The sequence below is a fragment of the Anaerostipes sp. AF04-45 genome (genome assembly GCF_003461725.1).
GTDB lineage: Bacteria > Bacillota > Clostridia > Lachnospirales > Lachnospiraceae > Anaerostipes > Anaerostipes caccae.
Map to the genome: position 1 here is coordinate 168,273 of NZ_QTXQ01000006.1, position 18,932 is coordinate 187,204.

General features: G+C 46.0%; 15 protein-coding genes and 1 pseudogene. 2 read left to right on the forward strand and 14 right to left on the reverse strand.

Annotated features, from left to right (window positions below):
• Positions 1-14: 14 nt before the first annotated feature.
• From DWV34_RS10915 to dapF, 9 genes are all read right to left on the reverse strand, one after another.
• Positions 15-680, reverse strand: coding sequence for an HAD family hydrolase (locus tag DWV34_RS10915; RefSeq protein ID WP_009291189.1), 666 nt, complete (start codon positions 678-680; stop codon positions 15-17).
• A complete protein-coding gene (locus tag DWV34_RS10920; protein WP_009291188.1) occupies positions 680-1,396 on the reverse strand; it encodes a pseudouridine synthase in 717 nt (238 codons plus the stop codon). The genes DWV34_RS10915 and DWV34_RS10920 overlap by 1 nt, the downstream gene beginning before the upstream one ends.
• A complete protein-coding gene (locus DWV34_RS10925; RefSeq protein ID WP_006567367.1) occupies positions 1,396-2,757 on the reverse strand; it encodes an RsmF rRNA methyltransferase first C-terminal domain-containing protein in 1,362 nt (453 codons plus the stop codon). Before DWV34_RS10925 ends, DWV34_RS10920 begins: the two co-directional genes overlap by 1 nt.
• Before the next feature lie 8 nt (positions 2,758-2,765).
• Positions 2,766-3,569 carry a GTP pyrophosphokinase gene (locus DWV34_RS10930; RefSeq protein ID WP_006567368.1) on the reverse strand — a complete coding sequence of 268 codons (804 nt, stop codon included), beginning with the start codon at positions 3,567-3,569 and terminating at the stop codon, positions 2,766-2,768.
• Positions 3,570-3,773: 204 nt separating this feature from the next.
• Positions 3,774-4,736, reverse strand: coding sequence for a beta-ketoacyl-ACP synthase III (locus DWV34_RS10935; protein WP_006567369.1), 963 nt, complete (start codon positions 4,734-4,736; stop codon positions 3,774-3,776).
• Between the two features lie 87 nt (positions 4,737-4,823).
• The gene (spoIVA, locus tag DWV34_RS10940; RefSeq protein WP_009291186.1) at positions 4,824-6,296 is read right to left on the reverse strand and encodes a stage IV sporulation protein A; all 1,473 of its coding nucleotides are present in this window, start codon (positions 6,294-6,296) and stop codon (positions 4,824-4,826) included.
• Between the two features lie 128 nt (positions 6,297-6,424).
• Positions 6,425-7,294, reverse strand: a complete 870-nt coding sequence (locus tag DWV34_RS10945) for a shikimate dehydrogenase (RefSeq protein ID WP_006567372.1) — start codon at positions 7,292-7,294, stop codon at positions 6,425-6,427.
• Positions 7,295-7,354: 60 nt separating this feature from the next.
• On the reverse strand, positions 7,355-8,815 hold the full coding sequence (locus tag DWV34_RS10950) for a UDP-N-acetylmuramoyl-L-alanyl-D-glutamate--2,6-diaminopimelate ligase (RefSeq protein WP_054334900.1): 1,461 nt from the start codon (positions 8,813-8,815) through the stop codon (positions 7,355-7,357).
• 24 nt (positions 8,816-8,839) lie between these two features.
• A complete protein-coding gene (dapF, locus tag DWV34_RS10955) occupies positions 8,840-9,676 on the reverse strand; it encodes a diaminopimelate epimerase (protein WP_009291185.1) in 837 nt (278 codons plus the stop codon).
• A gap of 151 nt (positions 9,677-9,827) precedes the next feature.
• On the opposite strand from dapF, the gene DWV34_RS10960 reads away from it, so the two are divergent.
• Positions 9,828-10,709 carry an AraC family transcriptional regulator gene (locus tag DWV34_RS10960; RefSeq protein ID WP_009291184.1) on the forward strand — a complete coding sequence of 294 codons (882 nt, stop codon included), beginning with the start codon at positions 9,828-9,830 and terminating at the stop codon, positions 10,707-10,709.
• A 48-nt stretch (positions 10,710-10,757) separates the two neighbouring features.
• Here the strand turns inward: DWV34_RS10960 and DWV34_RS10965 are convergent, their stop codons facing one another.
• From DWV34_RS10965 to DWV34_RS10980, 3 genes and pseudogenes are all read right to left on the reverse strand, one after another.
• The gene (locus DWV34_RS10965; RefSeq protein ID WP_006567377.1) at positions 10,758-13,013 is read right to left on the reverse strand and encodes an alpha-galactosidase; all 2,256 of its coding nucleotides are present in this window, start codon (positions 13,011-13,013) and stop codon (positions 10,758-10,760) included.
• 28 nt (positions 13,014-13,041) lie between these two features.
• Positions 13,042-14,428: pseudogene (gene melB / locus DWV34_RS17695) on the reverse strand (melibiose:sodium transporter MelB).
• 4 nt (positions 14,429-14,432) lie between these two features.
• Positions 14,433-14,903, reverse strand: a complete 471-nt coding sequence (locus DWV34_RS10980) for a PTS sugar transporter subunit IIA (RefSeq protein WP_024727911.1) — start codon at positions 14,901-14,903, stop codon at positions 14,433-14,435.
• Between the two features lie 329 nt (positions 14,904-15,232).
• On the opposite strand from DWV34_RS10980, the gene DWV34_RS10985 reads away from it, so the two are divergent.
• A complete protein-coding gene (locus tag DWV34_RS10985) occupies positions 15,233-16,600 on the forward strand; it encodes an MATE family efflux transporter (protein ID WP_118476241.1) in 1,368 nt (455 codons plus the stop codon).
• Between the two features lie 26 nt (positions 16,601-16,626).
• On the opposite strand, the gene DWV34_RS10990 is transcribed toward DWV34_RS10985, so the two are convergent.
• Together DWV34_RS10990 and DWV34_RS10995 are read right to left on the reverse strand one after the other, a co-directional pair.
• On the reverse strand, positions 16,627-17,895 hold the full coding sequence (locus tag DWV34_RS10990) for an aminotransferase class I/II-fold pyridoxal phosphate-dependent enzyme (protein ID WP_009291182.1): 1,269 nt from the start codon (positions 17,893-17,895) through the stop codon (positions 16,627-16,629).
• Positions 17,896-17,909: 14 nt separating this feature from the next.
• Positions 17,910-18,926, reverse strand: coding sequence for an NAD(P)H-dependent glycerol-3-phosphate dehydrogenase (locus DWV34_RS10995; RefSeq protein ID WP_006567384.1), 1,017 nt, complete (start codon positions 18,924-18,926; stop codon positions 17,910-17,912).
• Between the last annotated feature and the right edge of the window lie 6 nt (positions 18,927-18,932).

Sequence of the window (18,932 nt, forward strand, 5' to 3'; positions counted from 1 at the left end):
ACCTCTCGTATCGCTTAAACTGATTGATAGGTTCCGTTTATGATATCAAAGTAAGTGTCAATGTAATAGTCCGCCAATTCCTTCTTCTTTTCCGTCACCGCCTGGGAGTAGGAATCCCGGACGGCACAGGTCGTCATATTCGCGCTGTTTCCGGCCATGATGCCGTATGGAATATCTTCAAACACTAAAATATGTTCCGGAGAAACAGAGAGCTCCTCCGCGGTCTTCAGATACACATCCGGCGCCGGTTTCCCTTTCGGCACTTCATTGGAGGTACAGATATACTGAAAATATTCCCCGATCCCATGGGCATCGAGACATGCATTTGTCAGTTCCCTGGAATTGCTTGTAGCGATTCCAAGCGGAAGCTTTTTCTCCTTCAGGATATCCAGAAACTCCTTTGCCCCCTCCTTGAGAGGGATCTCATTCATATACATCTCACAGGCCATACGGTTCCATGTGTCCTTGATCTCCTGTACGGAGAGCGGCAGCGGAAAATTGTTTTTAAAATACTCCGCCGTCTCATTAAAACTGAAGCCTTCCAGGAAATCGTTCAGCCCATCCGGTACCTGCAGGCCATACTGTCCCAAAAACCGTTCGTCGATCTCCCGCCAGATCCACATGGAATCCACAAGGGTTCCGTCCAGGTCAAAAATAACTGCTCGTTTATCTTTTAGCATTAGTTCTCCTTTAAACATTTGATTTCTTCTTCCGTAAGCTCTCTGACCTGTCCCGGGAGAAGTTCCGGGTCCAGAACAAGGCTTCCCATGGAAAGTCTTTTCAGTTCTAAAACTTTGCTGCCTACCGCCTCAAACATCCGTTTGATCTGATGGAATCTCCCCTCTGTGATAAACACCTCTGCCTGCGATACTTCTCCTGAAGTCAGTATGACAAGTTTCGCCGGCTTCAAAGGCTTGTCATCTCCGATATCCATGCCTGACTCAAAAATCTCCTGCTGCTCTCTGCCAATTTCCCCTGTTACAGTGACAGAGTAGCATTTCGTGACATGATGCTTCGGAGACAGCAGACGGTGAGCCAGTTCTCCGTCATTTGTGATGAGCAGCAGGCCTTCGGTGTCCTTGTCCAGCCTGCCTGCCGGGAACAGCCCCTTCCTGTGTCTTCCAGTGAGCAGATCCATGACCGTTTTATCTCTTCCATCTTTTGTTGCCGTCACCACGCCCTTTGGCTTGTTCATCATCAGATACTCATATTTCCGGAAGTTCAGTCTCTGCCCGTCCGCTGTAATCTCATCTTCTTCCGGGTTTACTTTATATTCCGGTTTCTTAATGATCTCGTCTCCTGCCAGGACTCTGCCCTGGCGGATCATTTTCCTGGCCTCGCTCCTGGTGCATCCCAGGACATCGCATAAAAACTTGTCCAAACGCAGTGTCTTCATCACATCCATCTCCATGACGGCGCATATTTATTTTTCATCCGTCCCTTTGAAAGTTTCCCCCATCCGAGAGGGTATCCGCAGACAGTGATCAGATACACACCGTCTTCTTTTTCGTCTGCAAGTATCGTTTCACATTTCAGATATTTCATGAGCCTGTCATCTGAAAGGCTTAGATCCAGGGTTCTCACATATCCGCTGCCGGAAAGCGCCATAGCCAGAACCTGGCTTGGCTCAAACCGTTTCTTCTTCATCTCTCCCAAAAGCAGTCCGTGTCTTAAAACCCGGAGCCTGCCAAGGTCAGGCAGTTCTTTCGGCATAAGGATCAGTCTCCCCTTATGTTCTTTGATCCTGTCTCTGTCAAGGTCCATCCTGCACCCGGACAAAAAGGCTTCCGCCTCCTCAGAGATCACCGCACGGGCATTTCCTGACTCCTTCCTGTCCGAAGCCGGAGAGCCGTCCTTTTTCAAAAGAGCCAGAAAGTGGCCTTCTCCTTTGATTCTGTGGGGCCAAAGCCTGATGCATTTCTTTACATCCTGAAGCCCTGACACCGTCCATTCGGCGTGTCCTCTGTCAAACCCTTCACAGTCCGGCAGATCGGCCAGGGACAGCCCGGGCTCCTGTTCCAGCAGGTACTCAATCAGCTGCTCGTCCTCTTCCGGAGAGAAGGTACAGGTAGAATATAAAAGATATCCTCCGGGCTTGAGCATCTTTACCGCGTCAAGGATGATTTCCCTCTGGATTTTTACATAAGGTTCAATGCCGTATTCGGCCCAGTTTTTAATCTCGCTGCTGCCTTTGCGGAACATTCCTTCCCCCGAACAGGGCGCGTCCACAAGCACTTTATCGAAATACTCATAAAAGACCGGAACAAGATTTTTAGGTTCCTCGCTTACGATCACGCTGTTGCTGATGCCGAACATCTCTAAATTTTTCAAGAGGGCTTTTGTCCTTGTAATGCTGATGTCATTGGACACCAGAATTCCCTCTCCCCGAAGCTTTGCCCCGAGTTCTGTGGACTTGCCTCCGGGCGCCGCACAGAGATCCAGTACCTTGTCCCCGGGCTCTACCGGAAGAAATGCCGCGGGTGCCATGGCGCTCGGTTCCTGAATATAGTACAGACCCGCATGATAAAAGGGATGCTTCGCAGGCTGCTCTTTTGGTCCGACAAAAAACCCGTTTTTCGTCCACGGCACCGGCTCGGTCTCAAATGGTGCGATCTTTTGAAATTCTTCCACCGATATCTTTGATGTATTGACCCGGATGCCATTCTGCTTCGGCCGCTTTAAACATGCCTCATAATCGCTGTATTCTTCTCCCAGAAGGGATTTCATCTTCTCAACGAATAATTGTGGTAATTCCATAACTTCTCCTATGACAGGCTCTGTGCGCGGTAGCCTTCCGCAATGATGTCCAGCTGCTTATTGAAATGGATCAGCTGCTCCATATCTCCTGTCTCATATATTTTGTAAAACTCATCCTGTATCTTGATGACTTCCTGTTTGTTGGCAACTTTATATAAATTCTGCATCGTTGACAAGATCTCAGAAACGATATTTGCCTTCTTCCTGAAAGAATTCTGTGCATCCATGATCTCATCTCTGACAATGGACATCTCCTTGTCAAGGACCACGATGGCATCCGCCGCATTCATGAGCTTTTCCGTGATATGCTCTGGGATATTTTCCTTATATTTGTACTGAAGGGAGTGCTCCACTGTTGCCCAGAAATTCATGGCCAGTGTGCGGATCTGTATCTCCGCCTGGATTCGTTTTTTTCCGTAGATCGTATCCACATCGTAATAGATGATGACATGAAAACTCCGGTATCCGCTGTCCTTTGCTTTTGTTATATAATCTTTTTTTGTCTTGATCTCCATGTCAGACCGCTGTTCAATAATCTCCACAACACGGTCGATATCTTCCACAAACTGACAAATGACTCTGATGCCCGCAATATCCTCCAGATCGGTCTCGATTTCATTGATATTGATCTTTTTCCTCTGCATCTTGTCAAGAATGCTGGAAATACTCTTGACTCTCCCATCCACCTGTTCGATCGGTGAATAGCGGCCTGCGGTCCTGTACTCGTTCATGATGTGTACGAACTTCAGCTTTAATTCTTCCACAGCTAAGTCGTAAGGGCAAAGGATCTCTCTCCACATCTGTAATTCCATTGCCAACACCTCCTTTAATCTATATTCTTATATTATAGCATACTTTAACATTTGAAGCACGTTCATCCTCACGCATCTGTGCTCAATCGGCGGAGCGTTTTTATTCCACAGGGAAGTCCTGAAACTTTCCTGTGAAATAAACAAAAAAAGCAGGAAAGCCCTACTTTTTTCTCAGGTGACACCGGAATCGTCTCCGGCCGTTTCTTACCATTCTAAATAAATCGTTCCCCAGGTCAGACCTCCTCCAAATCCGCACATGACAATCTTATCTCCTCTCTCAAGCAAACCCTTTTTATTGATCTCGTCCAATAAGATCGGGACACTTGCAGAAGAAGTATTGCTGCACCGGTCCAGGTTCATCGGAAACTTTTCTATGTCAAGCTTCAGACGTTTTGCAGCCGAATCGATGATCCGTTTGTTGGCCTGATGCAGGACGTAATATTTGATCTCATCTTTTGAAACTCCTGCTTTCTCCAATACATTTTCAATCGTCCTGGGAACCGTCTTTACCGCAAACCGGTAAACTTCCTGTCCGTCCATAAAGACTTGTTCCAAAGGCTCATGGTTCTCTACCAATAAGTTATTTAATTTTCTCTCCCCGCAGGTCAGCGCTTCCCCGAGTTCCCCGTTAGATCCGTAATCGATAAATACTTCTCTGGAATCATCCGCTTCCACCACTGCACACCCTGCCCCGTCTCCGAACAAGACACAGGAACTGCGGTCGCTCCAATCCACGACCTTTGATAAGGTTTCCACACCGATGACGAGCATCTTTTTTGCCAATGCTGCTTTTGCATAGGCTACCGCAGTGGTCAGAGCATAGACAAACCCGGAACACGCCGCATTTAAGTCCATACAGACCGCATTCCTTGCTCCGATGGCTTTTTGAACGTCACAGGCCCCGTTGGGAGTGGCCCGGTCACCGGACAATGTCGCTAAAAAGATACAGTCCAGCTCCTCCGGAGCGACTCCGCTTTCCTTCAGGGCTTCTTTTGCAGCTTTCACTGCCATGCCGGATGTTGTATCGTCCACAGAAATATGACGTGCCCGGATACCGGTTCTGCTGGCAATCCACTCATCGCTGGTATCCATCACTTTTGCTAAATCATCATTTGTAACAATCGTCTCCGGAAGATAACTTCCTGTACCTAATATTCTAATCGACATCTTATCATTTATCCTGCGCTTTCCTAATATTTTGTTTACCAAAGTATATTCTTTTTTTCGTAATTTGTCAATGCCACCCAGCTATTGTCAGATGATGATGCAGACCAGTCCGCCGTTGCTCTCATTGACGATCTTTTCCATAGTATCCTGCAGTTTCTGCTGGCTTTCTTCTGTCATCTTCTGCGCTTTTGACTGCATGCCTTCTCCGACAAGCTGCTCCAGTGTTTTTCCAAAAATATTGATATCCCATATACTTTCCTGAGGATCACTCTTTCCCTTGTCAAAGTACTCCATCAGATCCTTGGCCTGATACTCTTCTCCGACGATCGGTGCGATCTCCGTGGAAATATTGGCCCGTATCATATGAATGGACGGAGCACTGGCCTTGATCTTCACCCCGTATTTGTTCCCATGCTTCACGATCTTAGGTTCTTCCAGGACAATATCTCCCTTTGTCGGGGTCACAACACCGTATCCCCTCTGTTTCACTGCGTTCAGGGCATCGGCCACTTCTTCGTATTCCTTTTTCTGTCTTGCAAGATCTCTCATGATCGAGATGAATTCGTATTCATTCTTGATCGGAAGTCCAATCGTATCACTTAAAAATTCATAATAATAGGAATCATCCATATCCACTGCGATACGGATCACTCCGGTATCCATAGCGACAGAATCCAGTTTCCACTGTTTTATGTATTGATTTTCGTAATCTTCCTCCTCATAGATGTCTTTCATGGTATCCTTCTCTATGAGCATCTTCCGGGCAGTCTCCATGATTTCCTGTTTGATCTTGTGATCGTGCGGAAGTACCTCCACCCATTTCGGTACAAAAAAGCCAATCGAAGAAATTGGGAATTCCATCAGTACACTCTTGAGTATATAATAAATATCATCCTTCTTAAGCTGTTCACAGTTCATCGGGAGCACTTTTGCCCCGTATTTTGCTTCCTTTTCTTTGGCAAGGTTCACAGTTTCTTCAGAATATGGACGGCTCGTATTTAAAAGTACCACAAATGGTTTATGTAATGCTTTGAGCTGTTTGATCGTCTCTTCCTCCGGCTCCTGATAATTGGCCGCCTCTATGTCGCCGAAGGAACCGTCTGTAGTCACTACGATCCCGATCGTGGAATGTTCCGTGATGACTTTTTTTGTCCCGATGCTGGCCGCTTTTGTAAATGGAATCTCATAATCAAACCACGGTGTCTTCACCAGCCGTTCTTCTTCTCCCTCAATATGGCCCACAGCTCCGTTTACCATGTAACCCACACAGTCGATGAGGCGGACTTTCATGCTGATGCCGTCATCCACGTTGATCTCCACCGCTTCATTCGGCACAAACTTGGGTTCCGTCGTCATGATGGTTTTTCCGCTGGATGACTGAGGCAGCTCGTCGTTGGCACGGCTTCTTTCGTTCTCATTTTCCATGTTCGGAAGAACCATCAGGTTCATAAACCGCTTGATAAACGTACTCTTTCCGGTCCTAACCGGACCTACCACGCCGATGTAGATCTCTCCGTCGGTCCTGGCCATAATATCCTTATATACATTAAAGTAATCCATAATATCCTCCTACGATAGACTGTTAAAGTATATGCAGTATTCTGCCAGGATATGACTGTAAGAAAGAAAAAAGGACTGCCCGGGCAATCCTTTTTCTCTTATATCACTGGTTGATTATGTATTCTGTTTTAAGAAAAGAACTTTTCCTTTACTTCTTTTACCGGCATATCCTGTCCGGTGAACAGTTTAAATGCAGCCACTCCCTGCCATAAGAGCATTCCGTCTCCCTGGACAGTCCTGCAGCCCGCTGCTTTAGCCTCTCTTAACAGCTTTGTCTCTTTCGGATTATAGACCACATCTGCAACAACCATATCTTTGCGGAACAGGCTCGTATCCCGGATCACGGAAGTGTCTTCTTTTGGTTTCATCCCAAGAAGAGTTCCGTTGATGAGAATATCGGTTTTTGATACCGCTTCTTTGACAGCAGCTTCGTCAGCCAGATCGATCAAAGTGATGTCACAGTCCGGAGTTTCTTCCCGGAGCTTTTTATGCATCTCTTCCGCCCGTCCGAAGAAATCATCCCTTGGGTTAATGACCGTGACGGAATTTGCGCCATCCAGAGCACACTGTACCAAAATCGCTGTCGCAGCACCTCCGGCCCCAAAGATCACAATATCTTTTTTCCCGATTGAAACCCCATGATCCTTAAGATTTGCCACAAATCCTTCACCGTCTGTGATATGTCCGTAAAGTTTTCCGTCTCTGTTTACCACAGTGTTTACCGCACCGATCAGCCTGGCTGCCGGAGACAATTCATCCATATATTTTGCTGCCTCTGTCTTGCACGGCATGGTCACATTGAGCCCCTGCATATTCAGTGTTCGCACTGCGCTGATGGCATCTTTTACCTGGTCTTCTTTGATATCAAAAGCCAGGTAAGCCGCGTCAATCCCGAGCGCCTGAAATCCATAATTGTGCATAGCCGGTGATCCTGAATGTCCCACCGGTGACCCGATCAGTCCCAATAATCTTGTTGTTCCTTTAATTCTGCTGTCCATAGTTCCTCCTAATCTCCTCCCGGAAACATGTGTGATGCTTTCGGTTTTTGTGTTCTGAATTTAAATGGATTCTGCGATGATCTCCCGGATCAAGTCTCTTTCATCCATATGATGTTTCACTCCTCTGATCTCCTGATAATCTTCATGTCCTTTGCCCGCCAGAATGACGATATCGCCCTTTCCTGCATGTTCCATGCAGTAGCGGATGGCTTCTTTCCTGTCAGGGATCGTGACATATTCTCCCGGTCCCTTATGGACTCCCACCAAAATATCATTGATAATGTCCATCGGTTCTTCATTTCTCGGATTGTCTGATGTCACCACCGTAAGATCCGCAAGTTTTGAAGATACCTCGCCCATCTCATACCGTCTGGCTTTGGCCCTGTTGCCTCCGCAGCCGAACAGACAGTAGATCTTTTTCGGATCATACTTCCGTATCGTCGTGAGCAGGCTTTCGAGACTCATGGCATTGTGGGCGTAATCAATCATCAGGGTGTATTCGCCCGGTGTTTTTATGATCTCTAAACGGCCTTTTACCTGAATCGTATTCAGTGCGTCCAGAACATCTTTCTTTTGAATTCCCATATGGCGGCACAATGAAATGGCTGCCAGCGAATTATAGACCGTAAAGTCTCCTGGAATGTCCACATGAACGTTATACTCTTCTTTTCCTTTTAAATCGTAAGAAACGCCAAGATAACCGGGTTCCTGGATACGCTCTATATGGTCGGCATACACATCGCTGCCCGGCTTCATGCCAAAGGTCTCTAAAGAACATGTATGCCCCTTGATGATTCTTTCTACATAGTCATCATCCCCGTTTACAATGCCCTGCCTGCACTGCTGAAACAAAAGAGACTTGCAGCGGATATAGTCATCCATATCCTTGTGTTCATTTTCTCCGATATGGTCTTCGGCCAGATTCGTAAAAATACCATAGTCAAAGGTAAAGCCGCTCACCCTGTGGAGCATCAGTCCCTGTGAAGAAACTTCCATGACGACATTTTTGCATCCCGCATCCGCCATCTTCCGGAAAGATTCCTGAATCACGTAAGATTCCGGCGTCGTATTGACCGAAGGGATTCTTTCATCCCCGATGACAGTCTCAATGGTTCCGATCAGCCCGGTCTTCTGCCCCGCGTGCTCAAGCACCGACTGGATCATGTAAGTGATCGTTGTCTTGCCTTTGGTTCCGGTTATCCCAATGGTCGTCAGTTCCTCTGCCGGATATCCGAAGTAAGCTGCGGACATCTCTGCAAGCGCCTTTCTCGTGTCGTCAAAACGGATCACCGTTACGCCCTTCGGAGCTTCCACATCCTGTTGTACAACGATAACTTTGGCACCCTTTTCGATTACCTGCCCAATAAACTTATGTCCGTCAAAGGCTGCCCCGGAAATGCAGACAAAAACACTGTTCTCCTCCACTTTTCTTGAGTCATATACGAGAGTCGAAATCTCTGTATCTTCCGTGCCCTGTACGAGAGTGTATTCTGAGCGTTCTAATAATTTTGATAATTTCATAGATTCCTCCTAAGCCAAAACTTTTTAAAGGTCAATCTCCCCGTCAAATACTTTTGTGGCCGGTCCTTTCATGAAGATGGTATGTTTCTCTTCGTCATATTCAATCTGAAGATCTCCTCCCAGAAGGTGGACCAGGACTTTATTGCCGGTCTTCTGATTCAGATAGCTTGCATAGGCACTTGCACATGCACCGGTTCCGCAGGCTAGAGTCTCCCCTGCTCCGCGCTCCCAAACACGCATCCTGATCGTATGGTCGTCGACCACCTGGATAAATTCTGTGTTGACTCTGTCCGGAAACATCGGGTGATGTTCAAACATCGGCCCGAGCTTTTCAATATCAAGATCATCCACAGAGTCTACAAACACGACTCCATGGGGATTTCCCATAGATACACAGGTGATCCTGTACTCTCTGCCGTCTACGATGACAGGCTTGTCGATGACTTTTTTCTCCTCATCATAAATCACCGGTATTTTATCGGCCTCCAGCACAGGGGCCTCCATGTCTACATTGACCCATGTGACCTTTCCGTCTTCCACTGTAAGGTCCAGTTCTTTGATCCCGCCTTTGGTCTCGATGGTGATCGTTGTTTTGTCCGTTAATCCATAGTCGTATACATACTTTGCGATACAGCGGACTCCGTTTCCGCACATGGCTCCCTCTGTACCGTCACTGTTGTACATGGCCATCCGGAAATCCGCTTTGTCAGAAGGATGAATACAGATCATACCGTCTGACCCGATTCCAAAATGGCGGTCACTGACAAACTTTGCCGTCTCATTGGGATTTTCTATCGTTTCTTCAAAACAGTTCACGTATACATAATCATTGCCGCAGCCATGCATCTTTGTAAATTTCATGGAATCACTCCTCGTTTTCATAGTGTTTTTAATATTTTATTTATTCTACCATAATCAATATAGAAACACAAAGTGTTTTCTGCCGTTTCCCGGTTGTGTTTTACCGCTTTGTATTATAAAATAAAAGTAAAAAACAGGGAAAGGAGAGACTATGTATTCATTTTTGGAAATCAAGAACCAAATGTTTTCTGACTTTTATCTCCTTTTCTGCGGCATACAGGAGTGCACACCTCTTTATTCCTTCGGTCCTGCTGTCCGGAGCCACCACCTGCTTCACTACTGTGTCAGCGGAAAAGGATATTACTATGCCGGGGACAAACAGTACACCATTGAGCCGGGAGACGCTTTCTTGATCCTCCCGGATGAAGTAACCTTTTACCAGGCAGACGAACAAGATCCCTGGACCTATCTCTGGGTCGGTTTTTCCGGAAATCAAGTCAATGACTATCTTCAGCGCTGCGGTCTGGACAGTGAACATCTGATCTGTCACTGTGAGGAGAAAGAACTTCTTGTATCTTATATTGAAGATATCCTCAGACATAATACCTTAAGCTACAGCAATGAGATTTATATTCAGGGCATACTCTTTCTGATCTTTGCCTCCTTCAGCCGGTCCGCTGATATTAAATACAAGTCTGATTTTACAAGTGAAAACATACATATCAGCAAGGCCATTGAATTTATACAGAAAAATTACCAGAATGTCATTACCGTCAGGGACATTGCTGATTATGTTTCTTTAAACCGGAGTTATCTCTGCAGCATGTTCCAGGAAAACCTTCATATGTCACCCCAGCAGTTCCTCTTAAGATTCCGCGTTACCAAAGCCACAGAACTTCTTTCAGATACGGATCTTCCGGTTAAGAATATCTCATACTCCTGCGGTTATGCCAATCAGCTTGCCTTTTCCAAGGCATTTAAAAAAATTACCGGTTTAAGTCCCACGGCCTACCGCAAAGAAAACCGGAATGTTCCGAATATTATACGGGCTTTCGACCCTCACAAAGCAGAAAACCAAAAGCATTCTGAATAGATAAAAAGGAAAGGCTCCATACTGTAAACAGCAGGAGTCTTTCCTTCATTAGGAACGTACGGAAGGCGCTCGCAATTCGTCCTCCGCAGTTAAGATATATAGGCGAGACTGGTAATCTCCGTTGGCTCCGTTATATGTCTCACGGTTTTCACCGCTGGAGGCATCCGAAGTCACCAGTCCGGCTTTCATTAGTTCATCGCCGTAGTGGCTGGTTTCATTGATTGTCACATGATAGCATAAATTTTCATCGAGCCCCCGGAGCTTCAGTCTTGTATATCCTGAATTCACCGGTTCCAGCGTGCGGAAGTATCCGACGACCGCCGTCCGTCTGTCTTGTGAGACCGACATCCATGCACTTGTATTGTGTTTAAAAGGGCTCTGAAGGCGGTAGAAGGTTCCAAACTGAAGGACCTCCCGGTATGTCTTCATAAATTCCACCTGTTCTTTTATTTTTTCCTGTTCCTCTGCTGACAACTGATTCAAATCAAGTTCATATCCAAAAGTCCCGAAACAGGCAACATTCGCCCGCGTCTCAATCGGAGTATTCCTCAGCACCTGATGATTCGGCACCGCTGATACGTGAGCTCCCATACTGCTGACCGGATAAACCATACTGGTGCCGTATTGGATTTTAATTCTTTCTATTGCATCCGTATCATCACTGGTCCAGCACTGGGGCGCATAATACATCATTCCGGGATCAAATCTGGCACCTCCGCTGGCGCAGGATTCAAACAGGATATGCGGAAACTTCTTTGTCAACCGTTCATAAAGATCATATACCCCAAGGATATATTTATGTGTAACTTTCCCTTGATCCGATGCACCGCATCCTGCTGAATACACCTCTGACATACAGCGGTTCATATCCCATTTTATATAGGACACAGGAGCATCCAGCAAAACTTTTTCCATGAGCCGGTATATATAATCTACCACTTCTTTTCTGGAAAAATCCAGGACAAACTGATTTCTTCCGTGACAGCTGTTTCTGCCCGGAGCCGCAAGCATCCAGTCCGGATGAGCCCGATACAGGTCACTGTCTTTGTTGACCATCTCCGGTTCAAACCAAAGTCCGAATTTCAAACCTTTCTTTTCAATTTTTTCCGCAATGCCCTTGATTCCTTCCGGAAGTTTGTTAAGGTCCGGGTACCAGTCTCCCAGAGAACTTGTATCGTCATCTCTTCTGCCGAACCAGCCGTCATCCAGGACAAATAATTCGATGCCGAGACGTTTCGCCGTATCTGCGATTAGAAGAATTTTATCTTCATCAAAATCAAAGTATGTGGCTTCCCAGTTATTCACAAGAATCGGACGGACTTGATCCCTCCATTCTCCTCTGGCCAGCCGTTTCTGATACAGCTCATGGTAAGTCTGGCTCATACCGTTTAAGCCCTCACTGCTGTAGACCATCACCGCTTCCGGTGTCTGAAAGTTCTCTCCCGGTTTTAATTCCCACGTAAACGTGTTAGGGTTGATTCCCATGGTGACCCTTGAGACATCATAAGTATCCACTTCCACCTGCGCAAGAAAGTTTCCGCTGTACACAAAGGAAAAACCGTAAACTTCTCCGTCATGTTCTGTGGTGTTTTCCCGTTTCAGTGCAATAAACGGATTATAATTATTAGAACTGCAGCCTCTCATACTGTACACGGACTGGATGCCATGGCACAGTCTGCGCTCCTTTATATGCCTCTCTCTGGACCACGCTCCGGTCAGTTCGATCATTTCGTAGTCTGAATCCGGAAGATCCAGACACAGACTCATTGCCTGATCCAGGATCACAGACTCTGTTCCCCGATTCACAAACCGTACACTACGCGCAACAGCTCCATAATGTGCAAATATGGAATACGATAACAGCAGATCCACCTGGATCAATTCATCCCGAAGAAGAATCTCCAGCGTCTGTGCCTCTTTCGGATCCTCTGTATAGGTTGCGGGAAGCCCTGGAAGCTCTGGTTTTCCTTCCATGATCTTATGGGATATATATGTAAAATCTGTGATTCTGCTTCCATTGCTCTGCAGAATCTGAAAAGCCGGATATCTCATATCCCCTGATCCATAAGCCGGATATTCCTGCTTGATATGCTCCATAGAAAACGTCAGATCCCCTTCATAGGTACACGGCGCCATGGGACGCTGCCTTGCCTCAAATAAATGCTCATATTCTTCTCTGTCCCGTATTGCCGCTCCGCAGTAAAGCTGACCAAGCTGACCGTTTCTTAAGATTTTAAAAATATAACTGATCTTATCATTATATAGATGAAATGTTTTAGATCTCTCATGAAAAATAATTGACATATAGATTCCTCCGTCTTTTCTATAATTATTATGAATTGTTTGCCAGACGCTCGTCCAGTTTCTCTTTTCTCAATGCCAGAACATTCATGATTTTGTCGTAATACGCCCCATGAAGTTTAAATTTTGTCTTGTAGATCATAAAACTGAGGGCTACAAAAACAATCGGGACACCGATCATAACAAAACGGATACCGTTCTGTGTTGATGCTGTCTGTACTGCATTTGGAATATACCCCGTGGCATTCAGTGCAAATCCGGTAAGAAGCGCACCCATAGCCGAAGTAAACTTTACGAGCAGTGTTTGGATAGAAAAGGTAACAGACTCATTTCTTGTTCCGAATTTATATTCACCATAGTCGACAACATCTGCCAGCACAACCGTCACAATCCCAAGCTGAAGCCCGGAACCGAATTTAACACCATAGCCGGCGATGGCTGTCAATACAAAATTCGTCGGTGCCAGATATCCGATGACGAATAACAGCCCCAGTCCAATTGTCGGTATCAGGCTTGCCAAAAGATAAACCTGGTTTCTGTTCAGATGTTTCGCGATCCATGGAAACAGAAACAAGCCGGAGATCTCTGCAATCCCTGCAAACATCGTAAAGATTGAAAACATTGATTTGCTGCCTGCCACATATAAGAAGTAGTATAGAGATACCCCTGTCATAACCTGCATCGCAAAATTAAATGTAAGGATTACTGCAATGGCTACAAGAAGCTGATCATTTTTTGAAATGATATGCAGCAATTTCTTAAAGGATGTCTTCTCTTCCTTCACTGCTCTTACATGATCCGCTGATTTTACATTTGTGACCGTAAATGGTGATAATAAATACAGCCGTAATTATGTATGCGAAATAAGAAAATCCTTTCTGCGCATCACCTTTTCCCAAAAAGTCCATGATCTGAAGCCCAAATCCTCCGACGATCAGGGATCCTCCCACAGATGCGAAGATCCTGGGAACTACAGCCACCCGGTCGCGCTCTGATTTGTCACTGGTCAGATTGGGGAGCATAGACCAGTATGGGATATCCATAATGGTATAAGTCATTCCCCACAAAATATACATAACGGCAGCAAAAACATAAAGTGCGGTTCCGGATAATCCCCAGTCCGTAAATAAACAGGCAAAAACAACGGCATTGATCAATGTTCCAACAGCCAGCCACGGCCTGAATTTTCCCCATCTTGTTTTCGTATTGTCAACGACCATTCCCATTCCGAGATCATTTACCGCATCCCAGAACTTTGCAAAGAAAAAGAGTGTCCCTACAAATGCCGCTGAAATTTTCAGTACATCTGTAAAATAGACCATTGCATAGGTAAATATGACTCCGCAGATCATATCTTTTCCCAGGGCACCGATTCCATAGCTATATTTTTCACGCGCTGATAGCTTCATTCTATTCATCCTCCTATTTTTTCACGACCATCAGATCTTCATTGGCTTTAACCCGGCCTGCCTTCAGCACTTCAATGTTATCGTTTTCTACATTGGCAAATACGATAGGGGTTGCTTCTGATAAATTCTTTTCTTTTAATAGTTTTTGATCAAATTCCAGCAAAAGCTGTCCTTTATTCACATAATCTCCTGGTTTTACATATATATGAAATCCCTCTCCTTTCAGCTGATTCGTGTTGATCCCTACATGGATCAGATATTCATATCCAGACTTTGTCTCCAGCCCGACTGCATGGCGTGTCGGAAATGTAAAGTTTACTTTTGCTGCCGACGGTGCAAACACTTTATCTCCCGATGGAAAAATAACCACTCCATCTCCAAGAAGTCCGTCCGCGAATGCCCTGTCCGGTGTTTCACTCAAAGGTCTCACCTCACCGTCCATCGGACATCCAAACACTTCTTTTCCTTTTGAAAATAATGCCATTTTCTTACCTCCTGATCATTTCTTTTTCTTCCATCGATGTTATCTAAATTATAACATCCGGACATACTTTTTCTAGCCGATTTTGTGTGCAGAATATGTCCAAATGTCATTTGTTTGACAGTTTTAACTAAAGAATGTTTTGTTTTCTGCTTGTATTTATGCATTTCTGTATACAAGTGTGGTGATTTATATTTCCTTTTCAATTGTTTTTATAGGTAAATATTTTATATAAATATATCCAAATGTTATTTAATTCAAGATTCTATTTATCCGGAAAACATGCTATACTTTTTATCGAAGATTTTGAAGAAATGAGGCTGAATCCTGTTATGGAAAAGGAAAAGAATGATTTTACAAAAGGAAGCGTCACAAAAAACATCATAAATCTGGCTGTACCTATGACTCTGGCTCAGCTGATCAACGTACTTTACAGTATTGTTGACCGTATCTATATAGGAAGAATGGGACAAGATGCCGCTCTCGCCCTGGGAGGTGTGGGCATTACCTTTCCGATTATTACGATCATCATGGCATTTGCCAATCTGATCGGCATGGGAGGTGCTCCTCTTTGTTCCATAGAACGCGGAAAAGGAAATCAAAAAAAGGCCGAGGAGATCATGGGAAATTCTTTTTTCCTTCTGATTCTCCTGGGCCTTCTGCTCACGGCTGTAATCCTCATTTTTAAAAAACCGATTATTTATGCATTCGGAGCGAGCGAAGCTACATTTCCCTATGCAGACAGCTACATCACGATCTATCTTCTGGGATCTGTTTTTGTGATGATGGGCCTTGGTATGAACAGCTTCATAAACTCTCAGGGTTTTGCAAGAACCGGGATGCTGACAGTTTTAATCGGCGCCGTCTTAAATATTATATTAGATCCTGTTTTTATCTTTATCCTGCAGCTGGGTGTCAGGGGAGCGGCTCTCGCAACCGTCATTTCCCAGTTTGTTTCCTCTGTATGGGTCCTCCTCTTTCTCGCCGGCAGAAAAACAATACTAAAACTGAAAAAGGAAAACTTTAGGTTAAAGTTCCGTCTGGTCAGGCAGATCGTAACCCTCGGTCTTTCCGGTTTTACGATGTCGGTCACAAACAGTATCGTACAGATCGCCTGCAACGCAACCCTGCAGGTCTATGGAGGAGATCTCTATGTGACCGTCATGACAATTTTAAATTCGATCCGGGAAGTCATCACGATGCCGGTTACCGGTATTACCAACGGCGCCCAGCCGGTTCTGGGATATAATTACGGAGCTGAACAGTACGAAAGAGTCAAGGCAGCCATTCGGTTTATGACTCTTGCCTGCATCGGCTACACCTTTATTGTATGGGGTATCCTGCTTCTTGCACCGCACTTTTTTATCCATATTTTCAACAGCAGTCCGGAGATCATAGCAAAAGGTGTCCCCGCCTTAAAGCTTTATTTCTTTGGAATCTTCATGATGTCCCTGCAGTTTTCGGGCCAGTCCACCTATATCGCGCTGAACAGGTCCAGACAGGCTATCTTCTTTTCTATCTTCCGGAAGGTCGTCATTGTTCTTCCCCTGACCGTCTGCCTGCCAATGCTGTTCGGTCTCGGTGTCAACGGTGTTTTTATCGCAGAGCCCGTCTCCAATTTCATCGGAGGAACCGCCTGCTATGTCACAATGCTGCTCACTGTCTACCGCAAACTGAAAGACTCCGGGGAACAAGCTTAAATGCTCGTCTCCGGAGTCCTTATGTTCTATTCTCTGACCAGTTTATGCAGCGCTGCCTTCTTTACACAGACACAGAACAGTTCCATCGCCTGTTCCAGTTCTTCCACTGTAGGGTATGTAGGCGCAATCCTTAAATTGCTGTCCTTCGGGTCCTTCTTGTATGGATAAGTCGCTCCTGCGCCGGTGAGTACAACTCCCGCCTCTTTTGCCAGGCGTACAACCTCTTTTGCACATCCCGGATATACATCCACGGACACAAAATATCCGCCTTTCGGCTCCTCCCATACAGCGAGCCCTGTTCCTGCAAGCTCTTTGTTCAGGTATTTGAGAACCGTTTCAAACTTCGGCCTCATGCACTCAGCCAAAACCTGCATATGCGCTCTCAGTCCCTCTGCATTTTGAAAGAACTGTACGTGGCGCAGCTGGTTGACTTTGTCATATCCGATCGTCTGGACACCCATGATCTTTTTGATTTCATTTATATTCTCTTCACTGGAAGCGATCAGGCTGACACCGGCTCCCGGGAAGGTGATCTTTGAGGTAGAGAAGAAATAATACGGACGATTCTTTGTACCGGCTTCTTCACATGCGTCGATGATATTCTTAACTTTCACATCCTCAAAGACCGGATGCACACCGTAGGCATTGTCCCAAAATATTTTGAAGTCTTTCGCGGCAGTCTTCATGGAAGCCAGTCGGTCTACTGTTTCATCGCTGTAACAGATGCCCTGCGGATTGGAATACTTGGGAACGCACCAGATACCTTTGATGGACGTATCACTTCCCACAAGCTCTTCCACCATATCCATATCCGGGCCTTCTTTGGTCATAGGAACCGGGATCATTTCGATACCCAGAGTCTCGCAGATGGTAAAATGACGATCATAGCCGGGACTTGGGCAGAGAAACTTCACCTTGTCAAGCCGGCCCCACGGTTTCTCTCCCATCGTTCCGAACACAAACAAACGCATCACTGCGTCAAACATTAAGTTAAGGCTTGCATTTCCTCCGACGATCAGCTGGCCGGCCGGAATATCGAGCAGTTCACTGAAAAGTTCCTTCATCTCAGGAATCCCGTCCAAAACGCCGTAATTTCTCACATCCATGCCTGCCTTTGTGTGATAGTCCGTCATTTCTTTCAGCATGCCGTTGGCGTGATCAATCTGCGACGGCGCAGGCTTTCCCCTTGACATATCAAGGCTTAAATTCCTGGCCTTCAGTTCCTCGTAATCCCTGTCTGCTGCTTCCTTTGCCTGTTCCAATTCTTCCTTTGACATTTCCGCGAATTCTGCCATAGCTTTGTCCTTTCTTATTCTTCTTCCCATTTAAGGTTTGTATGTTCTTTCTTGCGCTCCCTTAAGAGCAGATCTGCCACTGCCTCTTTCGGATCTTTCTCCTCAAAGAGTACTTTGTTTACTTCCTCAATGATCGGAACATTGACATTATTCCGCTTTGCGAGTCCGAGAGCCGCTTTGGCGGAATAGACACCTTCCACGACCATCTTGACTTCATCCATAGCCTCTTTCGGAGAATATCCCTGTCCCATCAGGAGTCCGGCTTTCCTGTTCCGGCTGTGAACGCTCGTACAGGTAACGATCAGGTCACCGATGCCGGTCAGACCGGTAAATGTCTCGATCTGTCCCCCGAGAGCGGCTCCCAGTCTGGTAAGTTCCGCGATTCCTCTGGTCATCAGTGCGGCTTTTGTATTGTCGCCGTATCCGAGGCCGTCTGTGACGCCGGCAGCCAGGGCAATGACATTCTTCAATGCTCCTCCGAGCTCAATTCCCATGATATCAGGGCTTGTGTAGACACGGAACACCTCATTCATAAACAGATCCTGAAGCATTACAGCTACACTTTCCTTCTTTGCACCGACAACACAGGTCGTCGGGAGTTTTCTTCCCACTTCCTCTGCATGGCTCGGGCCGGAGAGTACACAGACAACAGCGCCCGGAATCTCCTCCTCGATGATCTCTGTCAGTGTCTTATAGGTTTCATCCTCAATCCCTTTCGCCACATTGACGATGACCTGGCCTTCTTTTATAAATGGAGCCATGCGAGTTGCCATAGAACGGACCACCGGAGACGGCACAGCCATGACGATGACATCTCTGCCTGTGAGAGTTTCTTCAAGATCGGCGCTGACCTTTATATTCTCCGGAAGCTTCACTCCAGGAAGCTTGTCTTTCTGCTCTCTTTCCTTCTGAAGCATCTCGATCTCCTTGGAATCGTGAGACCACAGTGTCACTTCATGTCCATTGTTCGCCAGCAAAACTGCCAGGGCACTTCCCCAGCTTCCTGCACCGATTACGCTAACCTTTTTCATAGTTTC